We start from the raw sequence: 11,903 nt of genomic DNA on the forward strand, positions 1-11,903 counted from the left end.
GCACCACCATGAAGACCAACGAGGACAGCAGAAGATGGATACGGGCCGGTGGCAGCGGCGATCCATGAAAAGGAACATATGCCAGCCCCAGATGAGTGGGGCCAGGTCTTCGGCGACGAGGTGCTGGCCACCGCGATCCTCGACCGCCTCCTGCACCACTGCGACGTGATCTCCATCAACGGTCCCAGCTACCGCCTCAAGAACCGGCTCGCCGCCATCGAACGCGACAACTCATCCTGAACCGGCCATTTTGACCTTCGCCGATCACCGACAAAGGCAAACTACCGCCGGGACTTCAGAACATCCCGAACGCTCTCATCCCAGTGGCTGCAAGGAAGACGACACCGAGTACCCCAAAGATGCCTCGCATGATGTCGGGCGAGAACCTTGGATCAACCCCGCCACCAGGTGACCGCTGGGCTATCAGGTCATACACGCGCAGCCCAACGTTCCGATAGTCGAGCGCAATAGCTGTCGCGCCAGCACCCACGACCCCTCCCCAGACCAAGCTCACCCAGTCACCCACGGATCGCTCCTCCCCCAGCGGATTGCCCCACATGGGGCATCGTAGACGCCTGCTCATTCATCCAGGATCAAGGGCCCATGAGGCGAGGACTGGTGCACTTACGGCGCCGATCCGGGCGGCAAGGACCGGCTCCAGGCGGGCGGACACCCGGGCCGGGCCGCCCTCGTCCCCCACCACCAAGACCAGATGATGCGGCCTGAGCCGAGGATCGGTGAACCCCAGCACCAGGGCGTCGACCGTATTCCTTCGCCCTTAGCTGCAGGTTGATCGGGTCCGTGATCAGGCAGTTCGGATACAGAGGGCCTTCTTGGGGGTCGCGGGTGCCGGGTTCGCGCCGGGCGCCGCAGCGTGCGCGTCGGATAGAGTTTCGTGGCGGTCCAGACCTTCTCAGGAAGGTTATCCTCGGCCCCGCGCCTTCTGCGGCCTACGGCCGGATACGCACCAGACGCGTGCACCCAGACCGCAAGTCCCTTCCGCCCAACCTCATTGGGCTGAGCCAGGTACCACCCGGCCGGGTACGCCATGCCAACCGCATCAAAGACCGGCTTGCCGAGGGAATGGCCCTCTACCGGCACGGTATCGGCCTCGGACAGTGCCTCGGCCTGGGCAGTTCCGAGGCGACGCAGCGATGCGCTACGCCGAGCGAGCCGGAACGGACTACTTGGCCTATGTGTCCCTGCGCAGGCCCGTGGGCTCGAATGATTCGTGACCTCGCAGGAATCAGGCCCGGGCTTCGTGCACTACGGGCAGTCGTAGCGGTGCGTGAATGGACGCCCGGGGCAGGCGTGGCACTCGAATAGGTACACACCGCCAAGGTCGCCCAGCACCAGGCCCGGACCTGCGGAGGGAGTGTGCCGTTCTTCGACGGGGGTCCAGGCACGCCGGGACACGGCGTCGGCTTCCGTGCTCTGCACCGTCAGCAGGTGTTCCATTCGATTCCCACATTCGACGCATTCCGGCCACTCTGGGTCTTGGCGCCAGCCGGGGTATCCAACCAGTTTCGTCCCGGGGGCGGTGGAGAGGTGGCTCTGGTAGTCCCAGCCCGTCTCCTGGCCAGGTCCAAGAACCTGAACTCCAACGCGTCCCACATGTCGTCATGAAGATCCCAATAGGGGTACTCCGTCACCAACTCTGGATGCACCACACAAGGACGCGGAACGTAGTTCTCCCACAGATCAGCCGGGCATGGCGGAGTCTTCAACGCCTTCCCGACCGAGCCCGCCTTTCGCCATTGGACGTGCGGAACGATCCAGCGATGGCCGCTGTGCTTCCGTGGACACCAGAGAACTTGGAGTAGATCGCACCCCTCGGGAAACGGGACGGTGCCTGGAACGCTGGTGCGGTAGATCTGCACGACAGGCACCATCGGCGAGTCCTCGTGCTCGAAGCACAGCGGCCAGGCCTCTGCGGCCGGCCACAGCAGCGGGCCTCCGACCGAGCTGTCTCGGCACGTCGGCTCCCCCACACGTGGGTGAAGCCGCACGGTCTCTTTCCGGAGGGGCGCCACCTCGGGAAACAGCTGCTCAACGTCCACTGGTCGCGGCGGTGTACGGCGGGTCACGTCGACAGGCTACGAGAGAAACGGCAGCGCCGGACCCCGTTCTCACGCGTGCTGCGGACGGGGCTACTCGCCCCTCACGGTCGGGGCGGTCATGGGCGCGGATCCGCCATAGTGGCCGGGGGCCACGGTTCTTGAGCGTTCCCGGGCCGGGCCTCGGGCGGGCTGGGCAGACGCGTTGCGGGCAGAGCGGCCCCGGTCGCGGCCGTTCGGTGGGCGGGGGTCAGAACCGCGCCGACGGCTCCGATGGCTGCGCAGGTGGTGAGGGTGAGTAGTGCGGTGTCCCATCTGTGGTGTTGGGCGAGGGCACCGATGGTGATGGCCATGATGCCGCCTGTGATGTCGGTGGAGGCGCCGACCCAGGCGTTCGCCTCGATTCGGGTGTCGTCGTTCGCGGTGGCGTCGATGAGGAGGAAGGCGTTGATGAACAGTGGTGTGACGAACAGTCCGGCCAGGAGCAGCAGGGTGGCGAGGAGCCACAGGGGGCGGGCGAGGAAGAGGAGCGTGGTGGGGAGGGTGAAGCCGAGGGTCAGGAGCTGGTATTTGCGCCAGAGCCCGGCTTTCCAGTCGAGGGTGGCGTAGAGGATGCCTCCGATGACGCCGCCGGTGCTGATCGCGGCGAGGAGTAGTCCGAGCCAGGGGGTGGCGTGCTGGGTCTGGGTGTAGGCGGGGACGAGGATGCCGGTGCCGCCGAAGATGCATCCCATCACGAGCAGCGGCAGGAGGATGGTTGTTGTTCCGGGGTGGTGAGGGGGCCGAGCCATTGGCGCGGGCGGCGGGGTGAGGTGACGGCGGGGCTGGGGTGGGTGGTGCCGAGGTGGTGTCGGCGGGCTGCGGTCAGGTAGAGGGCGGTGATGGTGATGAAGGTGGCGGCTGCTGTTTCGTAGGCGTGGCGGGGGCCGAGCAGGGTGATCGCGGCGCCGGCGGTGAGTGGTGCGAGGACGAAGCCGGCTTCTTCCAGGATGGAGTCGGCGCTGTGGACTGCTTTGAGCTGGGCGTCGTCGGCCGCCAGGCGCCGCCATGAGGAACGCAGGGCCGCGTTGAGGGGCGGGCTTGAGAGGGTGGCGGCGATGACGAGGGGCAGTGTCGTGAACCACGGCCATGTGAACTCGGCGCTGCATGCGACCAGTCCCAGGAGCAGTGCGGTGGTGGCGCCCATCAGGGTGAGCATGCGGTGGGCGCCGTAGCGGTCGAGGAGTCGGCCGCGGAGGGGTGCGCAGAAGGCGAGGACGAGGGTGTAGCCGCCGCTCACGAGTGCGGCGTGGGCGTAGCCGTGGAACTGTGCGAGGGCCAGGAGCAGGGTGATGGGCAGGACGGCGGCGGTGGTACGGGCGAGGAGGGCGAGTGTGAGGAGTCCGCGTACTGGTGGTCGTATCAGGTGGCGGAGTGCGCTTGCGGGTTTCTCGGGGCGGCTGTGTGCGACGGGGGTGGTGATTTCCGGGCCTCCGGTTCGGCTTTGGGGCCTGGATTCGCGGTTGCTGGGCGGGGTGCGGGTGCCTGATCTGTGTCCGCCGCGATGGTGGCCGGCTGAATGGTTTCTGTGCGGGTCGTGGCGCGCAGGGAGTCGGGGTGCAGGAGCATGATGCGGGCGATTTCTTGGCCGCCGTGGACGGTGACGGGGTGTTCGGGCCGGATGGCGATGCTCATGCCGCCGCGGTCTGTCATGGCGTTGACGGTTTTGGCGGGGATCACGCCGGTCGTTACGTGAAGTCCGTTCGGGGCGTGGTCGGGAGGTGGCAGGACCATGAGGAAGGTTCCGGTGGGGATCGTGGCGGCCCAGCCCAGGCGCCATTCGAGGGTGCCCTGTCCGTTGGGGACGAACATGCCTTCCCAGCCTCCGTTGGTGCTTTGGTGGTCGCCGAGGTGTAGCCAGTCCGCGTCGCGGGCGGCGATCCAGTTCTTGCCGCGCTACCACATGCCTGCCCCGCCCAGGCGCCGGCCGGTGTGGTGGGGGTCCTCGCGGTCGGGGACGGCGAAGCCGATGTCGTCCAGTGGCTTCATCGTGAGGGTCAGCGGGGAGCGGACGTTCCAGCCCAGTTCCTGGCCCAGGACCCAGGGTGGGCAGTCCGCGGGCAGGCGGGGGATGTGCATGTAGCGGAAGGATTCCTGGTAGGTGTCGCGTTCGGCGCGGGCCGCCGCCCGGTCGATGCGTGGTTTGTCGGGCAGGAGTGCCCAGGGCTGGAGCGGGCGGAAGGTGACCTCGGCCATGCACGGTGCTCTCTGTCGGAGGTGTTGGCTGTTGAGAGGGAGCGGTGCCCCGGGCTGCCAGACCTGGGATGCGTTCAGATAACGGCCGGGTTGCCTGAACGCCCACTCGAAACGGGCGAGCGCGTCAGCAACCGCGCCAGGCCACATCCGCTGATCCTCGACGCGGCGGACAGCTGCACGAGTCCTCGCGGAAACGCCCCGGATCCGCCGAACTACAACGTGTCTGCGAGGCCGCCACCGCTCAGCACGGACGGCCTTCGGGCGCCTACGCGGCATCGCCCTTTCTGATCAACATGCCGTCATCCTGCCACGAACGCAGCCGACATCGCACGCACGATTGGGCCCTCGCCACCCGGGGGTGCTCTTATGACTTGGTACGCGATCGCCAGGGCCGTCAGAGCGATTCGATGGGCCCTGGCGACCCTGCGAGACTGCTGACATGACTGGCATGATCATGGTCGGCGACTATGACCCCCGATGGCCCGAGCGGTTTGAGGACCTGCGGCAGCGGCTTGCACCTCACGTCGCGGACCTGGCTGTATCCATCGAGCATGTCGGAAGCACAGCCGTGCCCGGATGTGCCGCCAAGCCGATCATCGACCTCGACATCGTGGTGGCCGAGGACGCCACCATGCCCGCGTTGATCTCCCGGCTCACCGAGCAGGGCTACCGGCACGAAGGCGATCTGGGGATTCCGGGGCGGGAGGCCTTTCAAGCCCCTCCTGCGGCTCCCGAGCATCACCTGTACAGCGTGGTCGCAGGCTCCAGACCCCACCTTGATCACGTCTTGCTCCGTGACTACCTACGCCAGCGGCCCGATGAAGTCCGGCGCTACAGCGCGTTGAAGGTGGCCCTCGCACAGCGGTTCCGCGCCGACAGCCAGGGCAGACGGGACTACTCGAGGGCGAAGAGCGCTCTGGTGGAGGAACTGGTCGCGAAGTCCTACGTCGCTCGGGCCGCCGGAGAACCGTGACGTGACGGTGGCCTCACGGGTTGGTGATGTCGTGACGCACTACCGAGCCCGTGCGGCCTTGTCGCATCCTGCCTTCTGCGGCCTTGCGCGTCCACATCTGGGCGTTCTGATCGAGGAGTTGGCCGACCCCTGGCTGGGGCGGTGCGAGTCCGAGTTGCGTGAGCGTCGTGGCGGAGAGCGCAAGCGGGCCGCCGGAGCCGGGCCGGATCACAAGCTGGTCTTCACCGACAGGGTCCTGGTCACCGTGGTCCACCTGCGTCTGCAGCTGCCGCATGCAGCACTGGCCGGGCTCTACGGCGTCTCCCGCCCAACCGTCACCCGCGCCATCCACGAGATCCGCCCGCTGCCGGCTGTCCGCGGCTTCGCCGCCCCCGACCGGCCCGGCATCCGCCTGCGCACCCTGGCCGATGTCTTCGCCCACGCCGAGGCCGAGGGTGTCGAGCTGCGCATCGACGGCACCGAGACCCAGGTCCGCCGCCCCCAGACCGGCCGCCCCGGCCGCAAGGCGGTTCGTATCCGGCAAGAAGAAGCAGAACACCGCCAAGACCACCACCATCAGCGACGGCTCGGGACGCCTGCTGTGGTCCGGGGCCGACCGGCCCGGCAGAATGCACGACCAGACCGCGATGCGCACCGAAGGCATCGCCGAGCAGCTGTGTCTGCATCCGCAGGTCAAGGCGAAGGTCGACGAAGGTCGACGAGGGATACAAAGGCCTGGCCAACGACTTCCCCAACCAGGTCCAGGCACCGCCACGCAAGCCGAAGAACAAAGTGCCGCTGAGCAACAACTATGCCTGGCGCGAGGCGCGCCGACGGCAGTCCTCCGCGCGGATCTGCGTGGAGCGCACCATCGGCGAGGAGAAGAAGTGGCGGCCGCTCCAGCGGTACCTCGGCCGGCGCGATTCCTACGCCGAAACCCACGCCGCCGTCGCCGGACTGGTCCCCGACCGCGCGGCCCGCAGACCCACCCGTTGGCACACGAGCACCGAACTCGTGCCGCCTGGAAGGCCGCCTGCTGATCACCCACCAGCCGACCCGCCAGGCCAGCACGCCCCGACCTCAATCGCGTACCGAGTCGTAAGGGGTGTCCCGTACCCCCCGGCGGGCACGCGACGACAGCTACGGCACCTCGCCGCGTTGTCGGAACGTCCACATCCATCCAGTATGCGGACGCCCCTCCGCCTTGCGATGCACCGCATCCGACGCCGCGCGCTGACCCACCGCGGATTACGGGACACCCCTGAGTCAACGCCGGTCAGCTCGGCCTCCGCGGGCAGGTCCGGGCCGGACGGCGCGAGTGCGAAGACGGGCTCTAGTTGCCCAGACCTGCCGGAATCCTCAGCATCACCGAGCTGGACCAGGCGGCGTTCGGGCCGCCCTCGCCGTAGACCATTAGCTGGTGATGATCGTTGATGTCGAAGCTGTAGGTCGGCGTGAATCGATCACCGGTAGAGAGCGGCACCATGCCGGACAGATCCCAGAGCCGTCCCTGCGGGTCCCACATCGCCGACACCGCGACGTCCGGGAAAAGTTCGACAGTTCCGAGGATCCACCCGTCGTCGGTGACTTTCTCGCCGGTCGCGTTGTATCCGTAGTCGGCAAGGCGCTGCATTCCGCCGGCCTTGGTCCACACGAACGCGTCGTCACCGCTGGTTCCCACGACAGTCCCGGAGGCGTTCACATCGTTCGCCTGGGCCGAATGCTGTCCCGGAAGCGTGCCGAGATCCTGAATAGCCCCTGACGTCGCATCCCAGGCGACCGCGTGCGGCACATGGTCATCGGTGTGCGAGGCACCGACGATCATCCCGGCATCGTTGATAGCGCGCGGCTGGGTTACCGTCATATCCGAGGACAGGTGGGCCAGCTTGCTGAACGTCCGATCCGGCGTCCGCACGAACCCGTCGCTGTAGCTGTGGTTCTTGCCGTCAGACTCCTTGACGATTGCTTCGGAGAATCCGGTGACCACCTCCTTGTTGTTCACGGCGGTCGCGTAGCCGTTGGAATAGGGCCGCCAATCCGGGACGCCGAGCACGGTGAGCGATCCGTCCTTGGCCCATTGGGCGGGACGAGTATGCAATGCACTGTCCGTCGCGATACCGACGGCGATCTGGCCGTCATTCAGGTCCAGAGCCGATCCGTACCTGCCCCCGGCAAGATCCAGGTTGGTGAACCCGTCGGTGGCCGTCCAGCTGGTCGGCGTCATCCTGGCGTCGTACTGGCGGTCCCCCACGACTACGCCGCTCTCATTGAGAGCCGCGCCGACGAAAGGCGGGGCCCACGCGACCAGATCGAGTTTGGGGACATCGACAGTGGCGATCGTGACGTCCGCCGCCCCGATGATCGTGCCGTACTCGTTGGCCACTCGGACCCGGCCGACCATGGGATCCTTGGTCAACTGCCGAGCGCTGACGATCATTGCCCCGTCGACCGCCATCGACTGGCCCGTGGCAACCGTGTGCTTCGCGTCGGTTTTCGGCGTGATCGTGCCGAGGCCCTTCGAGTACATCTCTTGGTGGTAGTCGAACGTGACGTTGTCTCCGGACACGGAGACTCCCGCGACCACGATGAAGTACGTACCCGGCTGTGGATCATCGATGACGATGTGCTCGGGCGAGTTCCCGGTCGTGGTGCTCTGGCCTATCGGCCTGCCGTTGAAGTACACATAGAAGTCCAGATCGGCAGCGTCCCTGGGCGTCAGCGCCACGTCGAGCCGGGTCGTCCGACGCGGAACATAGAGCATGTTGGACGTGATTTCGCCTTGCGAGACCGTCGAGAACAGATTGCGGACATCACCGATCTCGCCGGTTGCGACATGGGCGATAGCGGGGCCAAAGGTGTTCGTCCCCGTCGAACCGACATTCGTCGGCGAGTTCATCGTCACCTTGTCGACCGTGACGGTCCCCGGATCGAACGACATGCCCTGCAGCGAAACCGTCGCTGTGTACGGGTTCCGTTCGACCGGAGACGTCCTGCGAGACTCGATCACGAACTCCCAGATGCCGGGTTTGGGTCGGTACACCGGTCGTGCGGTGGCGTTGCAGTTCTCCGGGTCGGTGTAGTTGGTGTAGCAGTGGTAACTGGCGTTGGAGTCCGCGGGCATGCCGTCGGGGTCGATGGGCAATGCGCGGACCTGGCTGCCGTCGGCGAGCCCACCCAGGGTCAGCTGCAGTGCTTCGACGCCCTTGGGAACGGGCACCAGCAGCGAGGTGGCTCCGGCTCGGCCGAGCTTGCCGGAACTGGTGACCGCGTAGCCGGGTTTGGCCAGCGGCTTGGTCGCCAGCACGGTGACGGCGACGAACTGGTCGATGCCGTCCGTCGCCGGGTCATCAATGGTCAGGATCGCGCTGTGCACGCCGGAGGTCGTCGCCTTCGCAGCGACCGTGATGTCGGCCGCCTTTCCGAGCCGCAGGGGCATTGCCGCGCGGGCGCTGAACGTGCCGTCGTTGCCGATCCAACCGATCCGGTGCACGACGTTCCTGGCGACACCGCTGGTCCGGGTGACGCTGACCTTGTAGGTCCTGTGCACACCGGTCACCTGGCCGCCTTCCGTTGGCAGACAACGGTTGTAGATGCCGACGCCGGTGTTCGGAGTCGCGAGCAGGCCGGACAGCGAACTGCAGACGGGAGCCGACACAGTGAGCTCATTGGTGTTGATGCCAGCGCTGAGCTGCTTCCAGGCCGCTACGGTGTCGACGATGCCAGCGCCCTGCGCGACGGTCGGGACGCCGGGGATCGGGTCGGCGGTGCCGGTCAGGGCGGTCTTCAGCGCCGCCGAGCCGACCGTCAGCGAATGGGCCTTGGCGGCCGATAGCAGCAGCGCCGCCGCTCCGGCGACCTGCGGGGCCGCCATGGATGTGCCGTTGGCCATGCCGTACCCGGCCGGCAGCGAATACCCGGCCTCGGGGACGGCTTCACCGGACAGCCACATCGGGATCGAGGAGATGGCGGCGCCGGGCGCGGACACCTGCGGCGCCAGCGCCCCGTTCTCGGCGGGGCCGCGGGAGGAGAAGCCGAAGATGCCCTGCTTGGTGGCGACCTTCGCCCCGTAGTCGGCCCACCAGGTGTCGGAGCTGACGGAGGCGGCGACCGAGATGGCCTTGCCCGCCACGGCCGGCGAGCTGACGGTGTTGGTGCCGAGGCCGTCGTTGCCGGCGGCGATGACGATCTGGACGCCGTAGTGGCCGATCAGCTTGTCGTAGAGCTCGGCGATCACGTCGGAGCCGTCGTTCAACGCGGGAAGCCCACCGATGGACAGGTTGACGACGTCGACATGGCGATTGGTGACCAGGTCGATCATGCCTTCGGTCAGTGCCGCCTGAGTACAGTCACCACCCAAAGTGCAGGCGCGGGCGGACACGATCTGCGCGCCCGGTGCGGCGCCGTGCATCCGGCCGCCGAACATCGATGTGCCGGCGGTGATACCCGCCACATGGGTGCCGTGCGAGGCGGCCGGCAACCCGATGGATACGTAGTTCGCGGTCTTGCCGACGTTGCTGCCGCCGAGCGGGGAGAGATCGACGTCGTCGCGGTGCTCGACGACGAACGGGATGCGCGGTGTTGCGGGGTCGTCGCTCCCGAAGTGGCCGACCTGACGGTCGACCGCGAACGGGGTCATCGGTGTCTCGTCGGTAAGGTCCTGGTTGTTGTTGCCGTCGACCCAGATCCTGTGCGTGGTCGGGTCGTACAGAACCCCGTACAGGTCCAGGGTGTCGCCGTCCCGGTCGAGGTCTCCCTCGAAGTCGCTCCCGGCCGTCGCACTCTCGTAGAACACGCCGAACTGGAACGTGCCCTCCGGGATCGTCCAGGTCTTGCCCAGGTAGCTGAACGTCGGCCCCGTCTTGGTGGTGGACATCCGCACCCAGCTGCCGTCGCGGTCGGTGACCGGATCGGTCTCGGTTACCCAATCGACAATCTTGGGCTTGCCGTCGCTGGTCGTCCGTAGCGCGGGATGCTCGACGTCGACGCCGGTGTCCAACACGCCGACGACCGTGCCGCGCCCGTCCCAAGCCGGGTTGTCCTTGACGAAGGCCTCGGCACCGGTCTCGTTGATCGGTAGGTACGGGTTGTCGGCGGGCGTGTTCGCGCCGGGCGCGGTCGGCCCCGCGGCCTTCGTTGCCGCCGTCCTCGCACCCGCGGCGCCCAGATCCGGGCCCGGGATCTTGTACGTCCGGTTCAGGTCGATCGCCGCGACCGACCGAAGGTCGGCCAAGGTGGTCACGCTGTCGGTCGGGACGGTCGCCCGGACGTAGCCGACCTTTCCGGTCACCGACCCGACGGTCCCGCCGGCCTTCTCCACCGCGGCGACGACATCCTCGGTCGCGCCCTTCCGGGCCAGCATCAACACCGTGACAGACTTCTTCTTCGACGCCTGCGCCTGCTGCAGCAGCCTGGTGTCGGCGTTGCCCAGCTTCTCGGCCGCAGTATCCGACAGCGAATCGTCGGTCAGCGGCTGGAACCCGTCGGTCTTCCCCGCCCTGTAGATCGAATCCGGGGTGTCACGCCCGGCCCGGTCGTCGAGCCCAGCAACGGGCGACCGACCCGGCCCCTGTGGCCCGTCGGGATCAGCGGGTTCGGCCTTGCTCGCACCAGCACTCTCGGAGCCAGTCGGACTGGTCGGGTCGGCGGCTGCGGCCGCAGGCGCAATCAGCGTCGCGGCGATCAACACGGCCGACGCCGCGGTAATCACACCTGTTCGTCTTCCTCGTTTCATCGTGCTCCTAACCAAGGAGTGAAACATCACCGTGCGGCCAAGCCCGCAGACACGAGAACACCTGAGCCGCCTGGCCAATCTCACAGTTGGGTCCGGGCAGGATCAACGGACCGAGTGAGGCGGATGTGGGCCATGGCGGAATGCCGCCACACTCGGCGCAGACCCACCGCTCCCAGTCGGTTGAAGTTTCCCCAAGGCCGGAAGTTAGCGTTTTCGCAGGTCATGCAAGGGATTCGTCGTCTGTGTGATTGATTCTGAAGCTCCTACAGATCGTCAAGTCGCTGGGGACGTCGATGGTGCGCTGCTGAATGTGTTCGTGACGTGGTGGTGGACCTCTCGCGCGACGAAGCGCTTGACGCATCTGAAGATGCTCTTCGTCTTGAGCCCTTCGAGAGTGCGTCGTGCGACGTAGTCACGTGTGCGTGGGTCGTGGCGCATGCGGACCAGCACGATTGTGTGCAGCGCTCGGTTGGCCTGGCGGTCACCGCGACCTGCAAGTCCGTGTCCGCAGCGAACAGCAGACACCCGAGTGGAAGGCCCGCTACGCGGTCCGCTCCGGAGTGGAGGGCACCATCAACGAGTTCGCCCGCGGACACGGCATGCGCCACTGCCGCTACCGAGGACGGCCGAAAGCCGACCTGCAACACGTACTCACGGCCATCGCCGTGAGCATCAAACGCCTCAGCCGCAGGTCAGTGACCGACGATGCCTCTTCACCGAGACCGCCGGCCGCCTTCCAGACCTTCCTGGACCAGAACGAGATCCCCCGACCGAAGTCCTGGCGAACCCTCGGTACCTGAGCCCGACCATCCAAGATTCCCGACGGAGTCAAGTTACTGATCGTTTCATAATGAGATCGGTGTGTTGGCTTGGCAGTTGGGTGTTGTGTCGGCAGGATCTTCTGGGTGTCTGCTGATCTCGTGCCCGA

8 protein-coding genes and 2 pseudogenes are annotated in these 11,903 nt (G+C 67.0%); 5 read left to right on the top strand and 5 right to left on the bottom strand.

Annotated features, from left to right (window positions below; translation table 11 throughout):
• Positions 1 to 93: 93 nt before the first annotated feature.
• Positions 94 to 240, top strand: a pseudogene (locus ACWCPY_RS42220) (ATP-binding protein); the annotation flags it as partial.
• Between the two features lie 1,936 nt (positions 241 to 2,176).
• Here the strand turns inward: ACWCPY_RS42220 and ACWCPY_RS42225 are convergent.
• The 3 genes from ACWCPY_RS42225 to ACWCPY_RS42235 form a co-directional block, all read right to left on the bottom strand.
• The gene (locus ACWCPY_RS42225) at positions 2,177 to 2,791 is read right to left on the bottom strand and encodes a hypothetical protein (protein WP_451274371.1); all 615 of its coding nucleotides are present in this window, start codon (positions 2,789 to 2,791) and stop codon (positions 2,177 to 2,179) included.
• Complete coding sequence (locus ACWCPY_RS42230; protein WP_451274373.1) at positions 2,791 to 3,876, bottom strand: MFS transporter; 1,086 nt, start codon at positions 3,874 to 3,876, stop codon at positions 2,791 to 2,793. The genes ACWCPY_RS42225 and ACWCPY_RS42230 overlap by 1 nt, the downstream gene beginning before the upstream one ends.
• Before the next feature lie 116 nt (positions 3,877 to 3,992).
• The gene (locus ACWCPY_RS42235; protein ID WP_451274375.1) at positions 3,993 to 4,292 is read right to left on the bottom strand and encodes a hypothetical protein; all 300 of its coding nucleotides are present in this window, start codon (positions 4,290 to 4,292) and stop codon (positions 3,993 to 3,995) included.
• A gap of 439 nt (positions 4,293 to 4,731) precedes the next feature.
• On the opposite strand from ACWCPY_RS42235, the gene ACWCPY_RS42240 reads away from it, so the two are divergent.
• From ACWCPY_RS42240 to ACWCPY_RS42250, 3 genes and pseudogenes are all read left to right on the top strand, one after another.
• Positions 4,732 to 5,265: a GrpB family protein gene (locus tag ACWCPY_RS42240; protein ID WP_451274377.1), complete on the top strand. Its 534-nt coding sequence runs from the start codon at positions 4,732 to 4,734 to the stop codon at positions 5,263 to 5,265.
• Positions 5,266 to 5,509: 244 nt separating this feature from the next.
• A pseudogene (locus ACWCPY_RS42245) lies at positions 5,510 to 5,566 on the top strand (hypothetical protein); the annotation flags it as partial.
• Between the two features lie 106 nt (positions 5,567 to 5,672).
• A complete protein-coding gene (locus ACWCPY_RS42250; protein WP_451274385.1) occupies positions 5,673 to 6,284 on the top strand; it encodes a transposase family protein in 612 nt (203 codons plus the stop codon).
• 293 nt (positions 6,285 to 6,577) lie between these two features.
• On the opposite strand, the gene ACWCPY_RS42255 is transcribed toward ACWCPY_RS42250, so the two are convergent.
• A complete protein-coding gene (locus ACWCPY_RS42255; RefSeq protein WP_451274379.1) occupies positions 6,578 to 10,951 on the bottom strand; it encodes a S8 family serine peptidase in 4,374 nt (1,457 codons plus the stop codon).
• Positions 10,952 to 11,248: 297 nt separating this feature from the next.
• Positions 11,249 to 11,500, bottom strand: a complete 252-nt coding sequence (locus tag ACWCPY_RS42260; protein ID WP_451274381.1) for a hypothetical protein — start codon at positions 11,498 to 11,500, stop codon at positions 11,249 to 11,251.
• Here ACWCPY_RS42260 and ACWCPY_RS42265 point away from each other — a divergent pair.
• On the top strand, positions 11,398 to 11,775 hold the full coding sequence (locus tag ACWCPY_RS42265) for a transposase (RefSeq protein ID WP_451274383.1): 378 nt from the start codon (positions 11,398 to 11,400) through the stop codon (positions 11,773 to 11,775). The two genes, ACWCPY_RS42260 and ACWCPY_RS42265, sit on opposite strands and share 103 nt — an antisense overlap.
• The last annotated feature ends 128 nt before the right edge of the window (positions 11,776 to 11,903 follow it).

The organism is Streptomyces sp. NPDC002403 (genome assembly GCF_053593015.1).

Excerpts from the sequence above, each read along its gene's own strand:
- ACWCPY_RS42225 (WP_451274371.1), bottom strand. The coding sequence starts at position 2,791 with ATGGGATGCATCTTCGGCGGCACCGGCATCCTCGTCCCCGCCTACACC.
- ACWCPY_RS42230 (WP_451274373.1), bottom strand. The coding sequence starts at position 3,876 with ATGGCGCCTGGGCTGGGCCGCCACGATCCCCACCGGAACCTTCCTCAT.
- ACWCPY_RS42235 (WP_451274375.1), bottom strand. The coding sequence starts at position 4,292 with ATGGCCGAGGTCACCTTCCGCCCGCTCCAGCCCTGGGCACTCCTGCCC.
- ACWCPY_RS42240 (WP_451274377.1), top strand. The coding sequence starts at position 4,732 with ATGACTGGCATGATCATGGTCGGCGACTATGACCCCCGATGGCCCGAG.
- ACWCPY_RS42250 (WP_451274385.1), top strand. The coding sequence starts at position 5,673 with ATGTCTTCGCCCACGCCGAGGCCGAGGGTGTCGAGCTGCGCATCGACG.